The sequence below is a fragment of the Acinetobacter sp. YH12099 genome (genome assembly GCF_013419195.1).
Lineage (GTDB): Bacteria > Pseudomonadota > Gammaproteobacteria > Pseudomonadales > Moraxellaceae > Acinetobacter > Acinetobacter towneri.
Map to the genome: position 1 here is coordinate 42,115 of NZ_VPAP01000014.1, position 15,847 is coordinate 57,961.

Annotated in this window: 18 protein-coding genes; 8 read left to right on the forward strand and 10 right to left on the reverse strand. The window is 41.8% G+C overall.

The window, feature by feature from the left end:
* The first annotated feature begins 16 nt into the window (after positions 1–16).
* On the forward strand, positions 17–433 hold the full coding sequence (locus FTU39_RS09660; RefSeq protein WP_179996891.1) for an ABZJ_00895 family protein: 417 nt from the start codon (positions 17–19) through the stop codon (positions 431–433).
* Between the two features lie 225 nt (positions 434–658).
* The gene (locus FTU39_RS09665; RefSeq protein ID WP_096901027.1) at positions 659–1,201 is read left to right on the forward strand and encodes a hypothetical protein; all 543 of its coding nucleotides are present in this window, start codon (positions 659–661) and stop codon (positions 1,199–1,201) included.
* A gap of 105 nt (positions 1,202–1,306) precedes the next feature.
* On the opposite strand, the gene FTU39_RS09670 is transcribed toward FTU39_RS09665, so the two are convergent.
* Both FTU39_RS09670 and FTU39_RS09675 read right to left on the reverse strand, forming a co-directional pair.
* Positions 1,307–1,831 (reverse strand): YecA family protein, encoded by a 525-nt coding sequence (locus tag FTU39_RS09670; protein ID WP_004972244.1) that lies wholly within the window; start codon positions 1,829–1,831, stop codon positions 1,307–1,309.
* A gap of 68 nt (positions 1,832–1,899) precedes the next feature.
* The gene (locus tag FTU39_RS09675) at positions 1,900–2,109 is read right to left on the reverse strand and encodes a PA3496 family putative envelope integrity protein (protein WP_004972246.1); all 210 of its coding nucleotides are present in this window, start codon (positions 2,107–2,109) and stop codon (positions 1,900–1,902) included.
* A 373-nt stretch (positions 2,110–2,482) separates the two neighbouring features.
* Here FTU39_RS09675 and rpoD point away from each other — a divergent pair, with 373 nt between their 5' ends.
* From rpoD to FTU39_RS09705, 6 genes are all read left to right on the forward strand, one after another.
* Positions 2,483–4,369, forward strand: a complete 1,887-nt coding sequence (rpoD, locus tag FTU39_RS09680; protein ID WP_004972247.1) for an RNA polymerase sigma factor RpoD — start codon at positions 2,483–2,485, stop codon at positions 4,367–4,369.
* 113 nt (positions 4,370–4,482) lie between these two features.
* The gene (locus FTU39_RS09685; protein WP_004972250.1) at positions 4,483–4,776 is read left to right on the forward strand and encodes a YbeD family protein; all 294 of its coding nucleotides are present in this window, start codon (positions 4,483–4,485) and stop codon (positions 4,774–4,776) included.
* A 152-nt stretch (positions 4,777–4,928) separates the two neighbouring features.
* Positions 4,929–5,585 carry a lipoyl(octanoyl) transferase LipB gene (lipB, locus tag FTU39_RS09690; protein ID WP_004972253.1) on the forward strand — a complete coding sequence of 219 codons (657 nt, stop codon included), beginning with the start codon at positions 4,929–4,931 and terminating at the stop codon, positions 5,583–5,585.
* Positions 5,586–5,660: 75 nt separating this feature from the next.
* Positions 5,661–6,194: a hypothetical protein gene (locus FTU39_RS09695; protein WP_026438100.1), complete on the forward strand. Its 534-nt coding sequence runs from the start codon at positions 5,661–5,663 to the stop codon at positions 6,192–6,194.
* 1 nt (position 6,195) lies between these two features.
* On the forward strand, positions 6,196–7,380 hold the full coding sequence (locus tag FTU39_RS09700; RefSeq protein ID WP_180052093.1) for an iron-containing alcohol dehydrogenase: 1,185 nt from the start codon (positions 6,196–6,198) through the stop codon (positions 7,378–7,380).
* 266 nt (positions 7,381–7,646) lie between these two features.
* Entirely contained in the window at positions 7,647–9,041 is a 1,395-nt protein-coding gene (locus FTU39_RS09705; RefSeq protein WP_180052094.1) for an APC family permease, read from the forward strand.
* 194 nt (positions 9,042–9,235) lie between these two features.
* On the opposite strand, the gene FTU39_RS09710 is transcribed toward FTU39_RS09705, so the two are convergent.
* From FTU39_RS09710 to rplU, 8 genes are all read right to left on the reverse strand, one after another.
* The gene (locus FTU39_RS09710) at positions 9,236–9,715 is read right to left on the reverse strand and encodes a tRNA (cytidine(34)-2'-O)-methyltransferase (RefSeq protein ID WP_136144597.1); all 480 of its coding nucleotides are present in this window, start codon (positions 9,713–9,715) and stop codon (positions 9,236–9,238) included.
* Between the two features lie 92 nt (positions 9,716–9,807).
* Positions 9,808–11,178 (reverse strand): siroheme synthase CysG, encoded by a 1,371-nt coding sequence (gene cysG / locus FTU39_RS09715; protein WP_004972262.1) that lies wholly within the window; start codon positions 11,176–11,178, stop codon positions 9,808–9,810.
* A gap of 63 nt (positions 11,179–11,241) precedes the next feature.
* Positions 11,242–12,513, reverse strand: coding sequence for a serine--tRNA ligase (gene serS, locus FTU39_RS09720; protein ID WP_004972265.1), 1,272 nt, complete (start codon positions 12,511–12,513; stop codon positions 11,242–11,244).
* Between the two features lie 120 nt (positions 12,514–12,633).
* On the reverse strand, positions 12,634–13,431 hold the full coding sequence (locus tag FTU39_RS09725) for an RsiV family protein (RefSeq protein ID WP_180052095.1): 798 nt from the start codon (positions 13,429–13,431) through the stop codon (positions 12,634–12,636).
* Positions 13,432–13,851: 420 nt separating this feature from the next.
* A complete protein-coding gene (locus FTU39_RS09730; RefSeq protein WP_004972270.1) occupies positions 13,852–14,190 on the reverse strand; it encodes a hypothetical protein in 339 nt (112 codons plus the stop codon).
* Between the two features lie 131 nt (positions 14,191–14,321).
* Positions 14,322–15,020: an outer membrane lipoprotein chaperone LolA gene (lolA, locus tag FTU39_RS09735; RefSeq protein WP_004972272.1), complete on the reverse strand. Its 699-nt coding sequence runs from the start codon at positions 15,018–15,020 to the stop codon at positions 14,322–14,324.
* A 230-nt stretch (positions 15,021–15,250) separates the two neighbouring features.
* Positions 15,251–15,505 (reverse strand): 50S ribosomal protein L27, encoded by a 255-nt coding sequence (gene rpmA, locus FTU39_RS09740; RefSeq protein WP_004760935.1) that lies wholly within the window; start codon positions 15,503–15,505, stop codon positions 15,251–15,253.
* 19 nt (positions 15,506–15,524) lie between these two features.
* Positions 15,525–15,836 carry a 50S ribosomal protein L21 gene (gene rplU, locus FTU39_RS09745; protein WP_004972275.1) on the reverse strand — a complete coding sequence of 104 codons (312 nt, stop codon included), beginning with the start codon at positions 15,834–15,836 and terminating at the stop codon, positions 15,525–15,527.
* Positions 15,837–15,847 lie beyond the last annotated feature (11 nt).

A 15,847-nucleotide genomic window follows, 5' to 3' on the forward strand; every position in this document is an offset into this window, starting at 1 on the left:
TTGGGGAAAATCAGACATGAAACCATATTTATTATTTTTTGCTGCGGTTTACAGTATTACGCTGGTCTTACTCATTACCGTATTGATTTTTGGTCTGAACTTAGGTGGCTTGACCTTGCTCCCTGCATTAATTGCCGCAGCATTCATTAGCGCAGGACATTTTGTCAAAAAAGAACAACGCTTACCGAGCAGTGATGAAAAAATTCAACTGGTTTGGGGCTCAAGTGCGGTGGCAATTATTATTGGTAGCTTCTTTGTGTTTTTCTTGGTGCTGATGAATCCGAATGCAGAAGCCATTTTAAAAGCTGCAGATAAAGCAGGACTAGCACTGGCTGCGGTGGTGATGCTGTGTTTGATTGCGCTTCATGGTGCAGTTTTTCATGTTGCCTATGGTTGGTATGCGAACCGTTATTATCAAAAAAAGTACTTATAAGCTTACCTAAAGTACGTATTTCACACTGAACCGCAACATCAAACACTTAAAATCAACATCAGGCTGATATATCACACATAAATTTACGTCTGACATGCGCTGTAACTGAAATGCATTCTGAATAGGCTATAAGCCTACATTGTAGCAGCGTAGATTAAGCCTATTCATAGCGATTTATGAATATAGGAACGCTATAACGCATACAAAGATAAAAAGGTGATTCGAATGTCAGATTTTGAACGCAATGAAAAAATTGACCGTGATGTGGTTAAGAACTTACCAAAAGAAGAACGTGATCGCTTAAATGCCGATCCAATTACAGGAGAACCTGGTGCACACCCTGTCGGTACTGGTTTAGGTGCTGTTGGCGGTGCGGCTACTGGTGCAACAGTAGGTGCGCTGGGTGGTCCAGTAGGTGCTGTGGTCGGTGGTGCTGTAGGCGCTGTAGTGGGTGGTTTGGCAGGTAAAGGTGCAGCAGAAGTTGTGAACCCTACCGAAGAAGAAGCTTACTGGCGTACCAATAGCTTAAATACAACCTACTTTACAGAAACACGCAACCATTATCATGATTTAGATTATGATCGTGACTATCAAAATGCCTATCGCATTGGTTATGAAAACCGCCCACATTATGATACGCACACACGTTTCGAAGATGTTGAGCCCGATCTAAGAAGCAAATGGGAGCAAATTAAAGGCAGTTCACGCTTAACGTGGGAACAAGCTAAATTTGCTGTCAAAGATGCTTGGGATCGTGCGACACGCTAATTGGTAACATGATCATTGAAGCGCCATAATAAAAAACGCACTGCGATTTGCGCAGTGCGTTTTTTTTATGAGGATTACATATTACACAATATGTAAACCAAGCCATTAATCAGGCGTGTGGTACATCAAATATAATTCATTCAGGTTTTCAGGAATTTCTTCTGCAATTTCGTCCATTAACTGACCATTGCGACGGAAAGATTCCATTTGTGGATCTTCTTCATCAATGCCGCTAAACACCATCATTGGCAAAGTTAAATCAACCAATTGCTCTTCAAATTCAGGCGTAAACCATGCTTCTTCGTTTAAGAACATCGCATCGACAAAGCCAACGCTCCAATCACCCAAACTTGAATCAACTTCTGCTTCTTCAATTTCAAATGGAAACTCAATGCCTTCTTCATTGGCTAAACTTTGGCGAATGCTTTCTAACCAAGCCTGAATTTGCGCAATAATTTCAGCAGGCACTTTCTTTTGGTTGCCTTCAAACAATTCATTTAACCATGGGTCAAATTGAGGTCCAACTGCAATGGCACACAAGAAACCATGCGTTGCAGCGAAGTCTAGACCATACTCGTTTTGGTCACCATCTAGATATTCACTTAACAGGTCTAAATCTAAAGCAGTCATTTCAAATCCATCGGTGTCAATTTAGGGGTGTAGCATAGCATTTTCAATGCCAGATACAGTACCTGATTTTAGTCATCTTCATCGTCAAAATCGTCGTCATCGTCAAAATCATAATCAAAATCTTTGAGCTCACGTTCCAAACGACGTTGTGCGAGTAAATCATCAATCAAACGGCGCTTTTCTAAAGATTCTTTCGCGCTTATTTTGTTTGATGCCTCATCGAAATTAACATCATCATCACCGTAGTTATCATCTAGTTCAAAATCTGTAGAAGACACTAAAACTACCTCAGAATGAAAAAATGTGAAGGGTCTAGCCGCTATTTATCTGCCTTTATAAATATTGTCAAGTTTTATTTATTTTTTTCAAAAAACTGCAACATAGACAGCTTGCAACATTGCGGCAAATTTGTGTATTTATGAACAAGTTAGTATCATTATTTGAGATTCGCCCCAATCATAAAAATATTTTGCGGGCAAAAAGGAAATTGACTTGAAAAACAGTAATGAAGCCCCATATTCCTATCACATTCTTCATTCAAACATCATTTTAAAATCATGCTTGATTGATCAATTCACCCCCTATTTAAAGCGAATTGTGCTATCATGCACGGTTTTTCACTGCCACAGATTCAACGAAGAGTAAGCAAAGATGAGCGATATGAACTCCCCTACTTCGCAAGTAGCGGCTCTGATTAGCCGAGGCAAAGAGCAAGGTTACCTAACTTACGCTGAGGTTAACGATCATCTCCCGGACTCAATCACAGAAAGCGAGCAGATTGAAGACATTATTCAAATGCTTCAAGACGTCGGTATTCCTGTGCATGAACGTGCGCCTGAATCTGATGATGCAATGTTCGAGGATAATGCGGAAGCTGCCGACGAAGTTGCTGAAGAAGAAGCTGCAGCGGTACTTGCCTCTGTAGAAAATGAGCCTGGTCGCACCACAGACCCTGTGCGTATGTATATGCGTGAAATGGGTACGGTTGAGCTGTTAACGCGTGAAGGTGAAATTAGCATTGCGAAACGTATTGAAGAAGGGATTCGCGATGTACTTCACTCGATTGCCTACTGGCCAAACGCAGTGCAAGTGGTACTGCAAGAATATAAAGATTATGAAGCAGGCGAACGTCGCCTTGCCGATATTTTATCAGGTTATTTAGACCCTGAAACCGATGAAGAAATTCCAGAAGTTTTAGAAGACGAAGCCGATTTAGACAAAGAAGAAGACACCAGCAACAAACCAACCAAAGACGTCAAACTTGATGATGACGATGAGGAAGAAGAAGCTGAAGCCGAAGAAGAATCTGAAGCAGATTCAGGTCCAGACCCAGAAATTGCAAGAATGCGTTTTGGTGAATTGGAACAGGCTTATCTTGCAAAAATTGCTGCCATTGAAAAACATGGTCGTGAAAGTGCCGAAGCTCAAGAGGCTTTAGAAGCTTTAGCGACTGTATTCATGATGTTTAAATTTACGCCACGTTTATTCGATATTATTTCGGAAATGATTCGTGGTACACATGAACAAATTCGTACTGCTGAACGTGAAGTGATGCGTTATGCGGTGCGTCGTGGTCGTATGGATCGTACTCAATTCCGTACCTCATTCCCAGGTCAGGAATCTAACTTTGCTTGGTTAGACGAGCACATTGCCAAAGCACCTGCCGACCAAAAAGGCTATTTGGAAAAAGTACGTCCAGATATTTTGGCGTTCCAACAAAAAATTGCCGACATTGAAAAAGAGTTAGGCTTAGATGTTAAAGGCATCAAAGAAATTTCTAAGCGTATGGCAGTAGGCGAAGCCAAAGCCCGTCGTGCGAAGAAAGAAATGGTTGAAGCCAACTTGCGTCTGGTTATTTCGATTGCAAAAAAATACACCAACCGTGGTTTACAATTCCTAGACTTGATTCAGGAAGGTAACATCGGCTTGATGAAAGCGGTAGACAAGTTCGAATACCGTCGTGGTTATAAGTTCTCGACTTATGCAACATGGTGGATTCGTCAGGCGATTACCCGTTCTATTGCCGACCAAGCGCGTACCATTCGTATTCCAGTACACATGATCGAAACCATTAACAAGATCAACCGTGTATCGCGTCAATTGCTTCAGGAAATGGGTCGTGAACCGACTCCAGAAGAATTAGGCGAACGCTTGGAAATGGATGAAGTTAAAGTTCGTAAAGTTCTGAAAATTGCCAAAGAGCCGATTTCTATGGAAACGCCAATTGGTGATGATGAAGATTCACATTTGGGTGACTTCATTGAGGACAGCAACATCACCTCACCTGTTGATGCGGCAACCTCTGAAGGCTTAAAAGAAGCGACCCGTGAAGTGCTTGAAAACTTGACTGAACGTGAAGCCAAAGTTCTGAAAATGCGTTTTGGTATTGATATGCCAACCGATCATACTTTGGAAGAAGTTGGGAAGCAGTTTGATGTGACCCGTGAACGTATCCGTCAGATTGAAGCCAAAGCCTTACGTAAACTTCGTCACCCTTCTCGTTCTGAACACTTACGCTCGTTCTTGGAAAATGACTAAGATTGCTGCATAAATGAGCTATTGAAATTTTTAAATTCAGCCTCATTTATTCAACAAGACAAAAAACGCCTGCCCTATGCAGGCGTTTGATATAGAGATAGAGACACACGCTTATGACGTTATTCAACCGTACCCCATCTCGTGAACTACAAGAGCATCTTTGGGTGTTTCCAATGGATTACCCAATTAAACTCATTGGTGACGCGGGTGATGAACTGCGTATTGCTGTGCTTGAAATTTTAGTGAAGCACTTCCCTGAGTTTGATGCACAAAGCATCAGCATTACCCCATCACGCACAGGCAAGTATCATTCAATTACAGCACAATTGCGTTTTGAAGAATTGGAACAAGTGCATGCCATTTATGCAGATTTGGCAGCTTGCCCACTGATTAAAACTGCATTGTAATTTTGTAGATTGATTTTCAAATAACACGCTTTCGGGCGTGTTTTTTGTTTCTGCGCTGCCAAAATCTTATTCAATCCACAAATCCCCTACAGCCGCCACATTTTCGTATAATAAAATCAATTTCTTGCTTTTATGGATAGGACTGCATCACTGTGGATACTGCACAACGGCCAAACCTGATTATTCGTCAATATCATGACCTGACTGACTATCAAGCTCGCTTTCAGGAAATGAAAGACTGGACTGAACAACGTGATGCAGACAGCCCTGACCAACTCTGGATTTTGCAACATCCGAATGTACTGACCCAAGGGCAAGCAGGCAAAGCCGAACATATTTTAATGGCGACAGATATTCCTGTGGTACAGACTGATCGTGGTGGTCAAGTCACATGGCATGGCCCAGGCCAATTGGTCGCCTACTTCATGTTTGACCTGAACCGTTTAGGCTGGAATGTCCGTACTTTGGTATCTTATGCTGAAAACTTGATGATTGAGCTGCTTAAAAAATACGGCATTGAAGCCTATGCCAAAGCAGATGCACCAGGGGTATATGTCAATGAACGAAAAATTGGCTCACTCGGTTTTAAAATTCGTAAAGGCCGTAGTTATCACGGTTTAGCCCTCAATATTGATTGTGACTTGACTGGTTTTCAAAGTATCAACCCTTGCGGCTATGCAGGTTTGGAAATGGTACGTGTGATGGATTTAGTCAATGACTATCCACATTTTGAAAACTTCTGCGCAGATATCATTGAAACTTTACAAAACAGCGGTTACTTTAATGACGTTCAAGTCATTCACGTATAAATGGCTTTCTTTTCAATAAGAAATAAAATAGAGTATTTACTCTAAATAATGATTTATAACACAGGGATTCAGCGCGTGATTTCAACTAAATCTGTGAAACCCGCTTTGCAACTGGCCTATGTCAAACTCATGATGGATGTGATTGGCAGAGGTTTAGTCATGGCAAGTCAGGTCGATGAAGAAATTAAACAGGAAGTTGCAAAATTCCCCAGCAACTTTGTGTTGTCTATGAAAGTTTTTCCGAATGGTCCAGCCTTTGTTGCCAAAGTCACTGCAGATCATCAATTAGAACTGTTACAGAATACGGCACAAAAACCCGATTTAACCATTACCTTCAAACACTTAAATCATGCATTTTTAGTGTTTTCATTTCAGGAAAGTACCGCACAGGCCTTTGCGCATGACCGCATGATTGCTGATGGTGATGTGTCTTATGCAATTCGCTTGGTACGTTGCCTGAATAAAATGGAAGCACTGATCTTGCCTAAATTACTGGCAGAACTGGCGGTAAAACAATATCCGACTGAACTCAGCTTAAAAGAAAAACTATCAGGTGCAGCCAATATCTATCTAAAAGTTGCCCAATCTTATTTCAAACGGAGTGCATAACATGGCGAAGCCTTATTACGAATTTTTTTGCCCAGTCAAAGTCATTGCAGGTCATGCAGCGCTTGAACATATTCCGTTTGAATTGGCGACACTCGGTTCGCAGCGTCCAATGATCATTACCGACAAAGGTGTGCGTTCCAACAATTTGCTTGCACCGATTGAAGCGGCTTTTGAATCTACCGATGCCGTGATTGGCTATGTTTTTGATGATGTCCCGCAAGATTCAAGTGTGGCAACAGTGCGTCGTGCGGCACAGTTGTACCGTGAAAATAACTGTGATGCCATTATCGCGGTGGGTGGCGGTTCAGTCATTGACACTTCTAAAGCCACCAATATTTTAGTCAGCGAGGGCGGTGATGACTTATTGCAATATTCAGGTGCGCATAACTTACCACGCCCACTGAAACCTTTTTTTGTGATTCCAACCACATCTGGAACAGGTTCAGAAGTGACTATGGTTGCGGTGGTATCCGACACAGAAAAGAACGTCAAAATGCCATTTGCATCGTATTACTTAATGCCACATGCAGCCATTTTAGACCCGCGTATGACGCAAACTTTGCCACCACATTTAACAGCAATGACGGCTATGGATGCCATGACGCACGCCATTGAGGCTTATAGTTGCATGGCAGCCAACCCAATTTCTGATGCTTATGCCACTGCAGCAATTAAAAAAATCAGCAATAACCTGTTCAATGTATTAGACAACCCAAGCGATGAACAAGGCCGTTTGGAATTGGCACAAGCATCTACTATGGCGGGCATTGCATTTTCAAATTCCATGGTTGGTGTAGTGCATTCCCTAGGTCATGCGTTGGGTGCTGTGGCACATTTGCCACATGGACTGTGCATGAATTTATTCTTGCCATACGTGTTGGAATACAACAAAGACGTCAATGCCGATAAAATTGCCGAGCTGCTATTACCGTTGGCAGGCGCAGACGTCTATGCGCAAACCCCTGCACATTTACGTGCCGATAAAACCATTGCGACACTCTTAGCTATTCGTGACCGCTTATATGCACTGACCAAATTGCCACGCACTTTACAAGAAACTGGTAAAGTCAGCGAAGCACAATTAGATGAAGTCGCTGAAAAAGCCCTGAACGATGGTTCGATTATTTACAACCCGAAAGAAGCCAATTTAGAAGAACTCAAAGCTATCTTAAAAAAGGCTTGGTAATTCCTACAAAATAGGCGAACATAGCCGAAAATCTAGCCTGATGTTTTTCTAAACATCGGGCTTTTCATTGGTAGACTGCTGCGTCTGATGTTTTTTCATCAATATGGCGTTTTTTCTGCTAAAAAGAAAGCAAAGATACTGACAAAGCGCGTCATTATGGAGTAGATTGGCGCGTTTTTACTTTTTATGTAGGGGGGATTGTTCGTCTCAAACAATCCTGAACAAACATGACTGATCCTTGATCAACGATTAAGAGGATAACGCCGTTGACAAATATCTCTGGGACTCAATCGGCAGCTAAACTGCAAAAAACGCTAGGACTCTGGCACATTATTATTATTGGTTTAGCCTACATTCAACCGATGACGTTATTCGACACTTTCGGCTTAGTATCGGAAGAAAGTCATTTTCACGTACCCACATCTTATATTTTTGCACTGGTTTCCATTCTTTTAACTTCTTTAAGTTATGGTCACATGATTCGTCGTTATCCTTCTTCTGGGTCGGCGTATACCTATGCACAAAAATCGATTCATCCCAACGTTGGTTTTATGGTGGGTTGGTCATCTTGGCTAGATTATTTACTCTCCCCAATGGTCAACATCATCTTGGCGGTGATTTATCTGGAAGCCTTATTCCCTGATGTGAATCACTGGATTTGGGTGGTGGTACTCACGGCATTTATGACGGGTGTCAACTTGCGTGGCGCGCGTTTTGTCGCCAACTTTAACAGTATGATCGTTTTGGTACAGTTGGTGGTCATTGGCGTATTTACATGGATGATGTACACCAAACTTCAGGCAGGCTTCAATGCCGATGGTCCAATTACTGCCGAGCAACGTTATCAGTTATGGAGCTTAGAACCTTTCTGGAATGAACTTACTTCGGTAGGCGCATTGATTACAGGTGCAACCCTACTCTGCTTCTCATTTACAGGTTTTGACTCACTCAGCTCACTTGCAGAAGAAACCAAAGACACTGAAAAAACCTTACCGAAGGCAATGTTCTTAACTGCGCTAATTGCGGGTGTAATTTTTATTGTCAGCACCTATTTCATGCAGATTTTCTTCCCAAATGAACCGGGCAGCTACTTTAAAAATATTGCAGAAACGCAGCCAGAAATTCTGCTCTTGGTCGGCGGCTCGCTGTTCCAGTCTTATGTGCTTGCCTTTGCTATTGTAACGGTAATGGCATCTGGTATTTCGGCTCATGCAGGCGTTTCGCGTTTAATGTACGTGATGGGTCGTGATGGCGTGATTAACAAAAAAATCTTTGGTCATATCAGCCCACGTAGCTATACACCTTCATACAATATTTTAATTGTAGGTGCTGTGGCGTTAACTGCTGGTTTTATGAACTTGGATTTTGTCATTTCATTAATCAGTTTTGGTGCCCTCACCGCATTTAGCTTTGTGAATTTATCGGTGATTTCACGTTACGCGCTACGTGATGGTCGTACCAAAGGCTTTAAAGACCTTCTCAATTTTGTGATCGTACCGTTGTGCGGCTTTATTGCAGTCTTTGCTTTATGGCTCGAAGTCGATGAAACTTCATTGAAGTATGGCTTATGGTGGGCAATGTTTGGGGTTTTATACCTCGGTTATAAAACCAAAGGCTTTAAACACCCTGCTCCGCAGCACAATGAGTTTGATGATCGCTAAGACAAATAGCATCACAACTTTAAGATCAGGCGCTTTATGCGCCTTTTCTTATGCCTCAAATGGATTGCAGCGTTAAATCAGCAAAATAGCGAAAACAAAAAAGCTGAGTACAGTTTTGTCTCAGCTTTTTATCTATCAATTGTACGCATTGATGCTAAAGATCGCATTAAATTTGAAATGAATTGATGCTCAAATTAGAGCAATGCTTTAAAACCTTGCTGACGCCATGCCTCATACACAATCACAGCCGTTGCATTAGACAAGTTTAAACTGCGTGAGTTTTCTGCCATGGGTAAACGAATCCAGTGCTGCTGCGGAAACAACATGCGTACTGCTTCTGGCAAACCACGTGTTTCAGGCCCCATCAACAAGGCAACAGGTCGGTTTAAATCCGAAGTATGTGGTGTTTCTGTGCCTTTGGTGGTCAATGGATAAATCGCATCTAACCCCACGCCTTTGCTGTCTAAATTAGCCAAGCATTGCTCAAGATTGTCCCAAATTTGCATACGTGCCCATTCGTGATAATCCAAACCTGCACGTTTCAGCTTTTTATCATCCAGCTCAAAACCCAATGGCTTAATCAAATGCAATTGCGCACCTGTATTGGCACACAAACGAATGATATTGCCTGTATTGGCTGGAATTTCAGGCTCATATAAAACAACGTGGATCACAAATTTTCTCTACTTTTCACAATCCCTCCTCAGCTCCCTTTAGAAAATGTGGGAACTCCCCTCTTTTTAAAAGAGGGGTTGGGGGAGATTCATTACCATTTCAACTGTTCACGTAAATTGACCACTTCACCAATAATGGTCAAGGTAGGTGCCTGAATGTGATGCTGTGCGACTTTACTGGCAATATCCGCCAACGTCCCCACCACCACTTTTTGTTCAGGTGTCGTGCCTTTAGAAATTAAGGCGACAGGCATATCCGCCCGTTGTCCATGTGCAATCAGTTTTTCACAAATGCTTTCTAAGCCAACCAAGCCCATATACAGCACCAAAGTTTGCTGTTCATACACCAATTCTGACCACGGCAATTCAGGCGAACCTTCTTTTAAATGTCCAGTAAGAAAACGCACACTTTGCGCATAATCTCGATGAGTCAGTGGAATACCTGCATAAGCCGAACAGCCCGAGGCTGCGGTGATGCCCGGTACGACCTGAAATGACACACCTGCTTCATACAATTCTTGAATTTCTTCACCGCCACGCCCAAAAATAAACGGATCGCCACCTTTTAAACGGCAAACTCGCTTACCTGCTTGTGCATATTTCACCAATAATGCATTGATGCCTTCTTGCGGTACAGCATGGTTAGAACGTGCTTTTCCGACATAGACTTTTTCGGCATCACGGCGACACAATTCTAAAATAGGTGCAGACACCAAACGATCATAAATCACCACATCGGCTTGCTGCATTAAACGCAAGGCTTTTAAGGTCAGTAACTCAGGATCACCTGGCCCTGCACCAACCAAATACACCTCGCCTTTCGGTGTTTGCCATTCCGCTAAAGCCTGTTGGATACTTTGGTTTGCAGCGTCAAGATTGTCGTTGAACACCTGTTCTTTAAGAGGACTGGCATATAGCTCCTCCCAAAAAATACGGCGCTCATCTGGATTTACAATTTTCTGTTTTACTGCGGCACGCCACTGACCTGAAAACTCTGCCAGTTTGCCCATACCATGCGGAATGGTACTTTCCAGTTGTGTACGAATTTGACGTGACAATACAGGCGATGTGCCATTACTCGCGACTGAAATCACCAAAGGCGAACGGTCAATGATGGCAGGCACCATAAAACGGCAATGTGGTGGATCATCAACACTATTGACCAGCACATTTTCGGCTTCGCAAGCTGCAAAAACTTGCTGATTGACCAAATTGTTATCCGTTGCAGCAATCACCAAACGATAGTGACGTAACGCAGTAGATGGACTAAAAACATCCTGTACATACTGCCCCTGACTTTGTTGCACCAGTTGCAATAAATTGACATCAATTTCAGGGGCAAGCACATCAACTTTTGCGCCCGCTTTAGCCAGTAACACCGCTTTGCGATAAGCAATATGCCCACCGCCCACAATCAGACAAGGTTGCTGCTGCAACTTTAACGAGATTGGAAAAATATCCACACTAAACCTCAATATTTAAATCTGATTGTAAGCAATTTCATCCTAAGTCGACCTGCACTCAACTTAGTCAATAAACTCTAAACCGCCCATGTACGGACGTAATACTGCAGGAATTTCAATCGAACCATCAGCACGTTGATAGTTTTCCATAACAGCCAATAAAGTACGTCCTACCGCCAAACCTGAACCGTTTAATGTATGCACAAATTCAGTTTTCTTTTGGTCGGCACGGTAGCGTGCTTTCATACGACGCGCTTGGAAATCCCCCATGTTTGAGCATGATGAAATTTCACGGTAAGTGTTTTGACTTGGCACCCAAACTTCTAAGTCATAGGTTTTGGTTGCGCCAAAGCCCATATCGCCACCACATAGAATAATTTTACGGTACGGTAAACCAAGTGCCTGCAAAATACCTTCTGCATGTCCAGTCAATTCTTCTAAAGCCTGCATTGAGGTTTCTGGTTTTACAATCTGCACCATTTCGACTTTATCAAATTGGTGTTGGCGGATTAAACCACGAGTATCGCGACCATAAGAACCTGCTTCGCTGCGGAAACAAGGGGTATGAGCGGCATATTTTAATGGCAAGCGTTCAGGATCAATGATTTCATCACGCACAAAGTTGGTTACTGGAACTTCGGCAGTTGGAATTAGATAGTATTCTTTTTCACCTTGTAGCTTGAACAAATCTTCTTCAAATTTAGGCAGCTGACCAGTACCACGCAATGAATCTGCATTGACCAAATACGGCACATACGCTTCGGTATAACCATTTTGAACAGTATGTGTATCTAACATGAACTGTGTAATTGCACGTTGTAAACGTGCCAATGGCCCTTTTAAAACACTAAAACGAGAACCTGTTAATTTGGTTGCAGTTTCAAATTCCAAACCACCCATTATTTCGCCAAGGTCGGTATGATCTTTAATTTCAAAATCAAACTGGCGTGGTGTGCCCCATTTCAATACTTCTACATTATCAGCTTCGTCTTTACCTTCAGGCACAGACTCATCTGGCAAGTTTGGAATAGACAATGATTTAGCTTCTAACTCATCTTGCAACTCTGCCAAAGCCACTTCAGCGGCTTTGATTTCATCGCCAATAGCAGCCATACGCGCCATAATTTCAGAAGCATCACCACCTGCTTTTTTAATCTGACCGACTTGTTTTGCGCCCGAATTACGCTCTGCCTGTAATGCTTCGGTTTTAGATTGCAATTCTTTACGACGTGCTTCAAGTGCTGCCCACTCTGCCACATCTAATTGCACACCACGTTTTGCCAAGGCTAAATTTACAGCCTCAATATTATTTCTGAGTAATTTCGGGTCAATCATAGCCAATCTTGGAATAAGAAAAAAACTGGCTATAGTGTAAGCGCTTCGGGTTAAAAAATACAGTAACCCGATTCACGGCTGCACCTTATTACAGCAATCTCTGCGTATTTTTGTGCAATTTTATTGGCTAGGATACTGCGGCAAACTTGGCAAATATTCAGACTTTATTAATTTTTCTGTCGCGTAGTAAGGCAGAATCAACTCAGGCATACCTTCTGCATAAGATGCCAATTCATACAACGGGTAGACAAAGACCAAACCATTGGCGCCATAATAAAAATTATCGCTCAGTTTAAACTTTTCACGGGAAATATCATGTTCATCTAGCCAGTTATAATTATGGTTAAATAATTCTTCTGTCATTTTGGCTTCCGTATTGCGCAGCATAATATCTTGCAACGCCAAACGCTTTTTCTGTTTTAAATCAAAAGTCACAAATTCTTGGTGATGAATACCATGTGCTGCACCCGCAGGGTAACTATAGCTTTGCAAACTAAACGTCGCTAAATTGGCATGTTGCCCGATATAACGCACATAGCTCGAACTCTGACTCAGTCGCATAGGATCGGTTTCTTCTACCTTTGGCGTTGCAGTTGATGCCGCAGCTTCAGAAAATGCAATTGGGTCTGCCTTTTGCAAACGCTGCATAAAATATTCATCAATCCACGCCACATTGGTTTTTACTGTCTGAATATCGTAAGCAGTACAGCCTTCTTCATCACAAATTTGCTGTTGTGGCAATTTAAGCGCCACCACTTTAGCTTGAATCACAGGAATCTCGGCTGTGACAGATGCAGGCGCAGCTTGCTCAGTTTCGGTTTTAGAAGTTGCCTCACTCTTTGGCTGACATGCAGTCAACAACAGAACCGAACTTAAAGCGACAGCACCCAAAAACACCTGTGATTTTAAATATTGCATTAAATTCCCCTTCTACCACGATTCATAAAGTCCAATGATTAGAAATGCAAACCTGCACAAATCTTGCGATAAAATTGCTTCAATTGAATTAGTCAAGACTATAGATAACTCTCGCTGTTCAATCCTAGAGCAGTTGTGTAACGGAATAATCGGGGGATAAAGTTGCTTAAAATTAATGCTCATATTTTTGTATGATTATTTTTATTTTTTCATTATAAATCAAAATATTGATAACACATCATTAGTGCAAAATGATGATCTGTGATGACTCAGTCTATATCCTGCATACTGCAAAATGTGAATTATCCCAAGATTTATCCACAGAAATTGTGGATTTCTCGGGAAGAATATTCAAATAAATTTCCGCTGTATTGAAAATGCTTCAACTAAAAATCTATGATTAAAACCTAAATAATCGGATTAAATTTCTACAAGTACAGACTCACCTGTTGAACAATCACCATTTAACCATTGCCAACGTTCAAGCAATTTGATTTTTCCGTTTTCATCCAAAATGATAGTTGAGTTGCATTGACCAATACGTAGTTCATCTAACTGATTGACATGATGATAAACCATACTAAATGTATCTACTGAAGTCATGACTCCCAACAGATGCCCTTGCCTAATACTTCCGCCAGAATAAGTAGCTTCAATTGTTTCCCCTACTTGTTTATAGTAAAAAACTGTTGAGCCAGATACCTCACCATTCGCGGTGTTTTGCTGATTTACAAACTTTTTATTATGTAAAATTGACATCAGAGTCCTTTCATAAGCTAAAAATTATGAGCGATAAACCAAATTGGGATTAAAAGAGCCTTCTCCCTGTGGGAGAAGGCTAGAAAGGGACAGCAAATTATGCTTAAAAAACAACGTAGGGAAGCATTCGATTATTGATCAATAATGTCCGTACCTTTTGGCGGTGTGAAGTTAAAGGTCGATGCAGGAATTTGGGCATTGACTTTCACATTGTTAAAACGCACATGCGTGGTTTGTCCCAATGAGTCCTGTAAAATCATTAAGGTTGGCGCGTTACGCGCACCAAAACTAATGGTTAAACTCTGAAATACGCCATCATCACTTTTTGGGTATAAGGTGTAATAAGTCTTTGACTTATTCGGCTGGGTCACACGATACGACTGCATGATTTGATTAGTATTACCCGAAAGCAACAATGCAGGCGTATTTGCCACTTGATCATCTAGGCTTTGGCGTACCGCTTGCTGTAAGTCTGGATCATAAATCCATACGGTTTTGCCCGTAGTCACAATTGTCTGTTTAGCTGGACTGGTGGTTTCCCAAAAGAATTTACCCGGACGTTCAACTTTCATAACCCCTTTAAAATTCTGGTTCATGTGTTGTGCCGATAAACCACGGTTTGGCAAAGCCTTGCCATTGTTGCTAACTTTTGTGGTTTGCTCAAAATTGGCGGTAAAACTTTTAATACCATTCAATTGTTTAACAAGGTTTGCTGTCGCTTGTTGCTCCGATGCTGCCACTGGCGCAGCAAACACTGTAGTACTCATGATTGGCGCTAAAGTGGTTGCACCTAATGCCACAGCACACATCGTTTTACGAAGCATATTCATAGATTCACCTTTTTATATTTGCTCAATCGCAATGTTTTGGATGTCCCATCTTAAACCAATTTCTGGCGCTAATATGATAGAAAATAAGAAGTTTTGTATGCTTATTAATATAAAATGTAGAAATTTATCCATCATGATGAAGAACTAAAAGTTATCCTTTGACCCTAATTTTCCATCATACAAGCATAAAAAAACCCACAATCACTTGTGGGCTTTTTCACTATTTCAGCTTACGCTTCAACAGATACGTAGCGACGGCCAAATTGACCTTTCACTTCGAATTTTACTACGCCGTCAGCAGTAGCAAATAAAGTATGGTCACGGCCCATACCTACGTTTGCACCAGCGTGGAATTCTGTACCACGTTGACGAACGATGATGTTACCAGCAGTTACAGTTTGACCACCGTAAACTTTAACACCTAACATCTTAGGATTCGAATCACGACCGTTCTTAGTCGATCCACCGGCTTTTTTAGTTGCCATGTCTATTTACTCCTAGTGATTAGCCTGCAATACCAGTAATTTTCAACTCGGTAAACCATTGACGGTGACCTTGTTGCTTACGGTAGTGTTTACGACGACGCATTTTAACAATACGGATTTTGTCGTGACGACCATGACCAACCACTTCTGCAGTTACTTTAGCGCCAGCAACAACTGGAGCACCGATTTGAACGTTGTCACCGTTTACAACCATTAATACGTCATCAAACGTAATAGTTGCGCCAGTTTCAGCTTTCAATAATTCAACTTTAAGGGTTTCACCCTCAACAACACGGTGCTGTTTACCACCGCTTTGGATTACTGCGTACATAATGTACTCCA

Excerpts from the sequence above, each read along its gene's own strand:
- rpoD (WP_004972247.1), top strand. The coding sequence starts at position 2,483 with ATGAGCGATATGAACTCCCCTACTTCGCAAGTAGCGGCTCTGATTAGC.
- rplU (WP_004972275.1), bottom strand. The coding sequence starts at position 15,836 with ATGTACGCAGTAATCCAAAGCGGTGGTAAACAGCACCGTGTTGTTGAG.
- rpmA (WP_004760935.1), bottom strand. The coding sequence starts at position 15,505 with ATGGCAACTAAAAAAGCCGGTGGATCGACTAAGAACGGTCGTGATTCG.
- FTU39_RS09700 (WP_180052093.1), top strand. The coding sequence starts at position 6,196 with ATGGCGAAGCCTTATTACGAATTTTTTTGCCCAGTCAAAGTCATTGCA.
- lolA (WP_004972272.1), bottom strand. The coding sequence starts at position 15,020 with ATGAATATGCTTCGTAAAACGATGTGTGCTGTGGCATTAGGTGCAACC.
- FTU39_RS09660 (WP_179996891.1), top strand. The coding sequence starts at position 17 with ATGAAACCATATTTATTATTTTTTGCTGCGGTTTACAGTATTACGCTG.
- FTU39_RS09665 (WP_096901027.1), top strand. The coding sequence starts at position 659 with ATGTCAGATTTTGAACGCAATGAAAAAATTGACCGTGATGTGGTTAAG.
- serS (WP_004972265.1), bottom strand. The coding sequence starts at position 12,513 with ATGATTGACCCGAAATTACTCAGAAATAATATTGAGGCTGTAAATTTA.
- FTU39_RS09730 (WP_004972270.1), bottom strand. The coding sequence starts at position 14,190 with ATGTCAATTTTACATAATAAAAAGTTTGTAAATCAGCAAAACACCGCG.
- FTU39_RS09670 (WP_004972244.1), bottom strand. The coding sequence starts at position 1,831 with ATGACTGCTTTAGATTTAGACCTGTTAAGTGAATATCTAGATGGTGAC.
- FTU39_RS09685 (WP_004972250.1), top strand. The coding sequence starts at position 4,483 with ATGACGTTATTCAACCGTACCCCATCTCGTGAACTACAAGAGCATCTT.
- FTU39_RS09725 (WP_180052095.1), bottom strand. The coding sequence starts at position 13,431 with ATGCAATATTTAAAATCACAGGTGTTTTTGGGTGCTGTCGCTTTAAGT.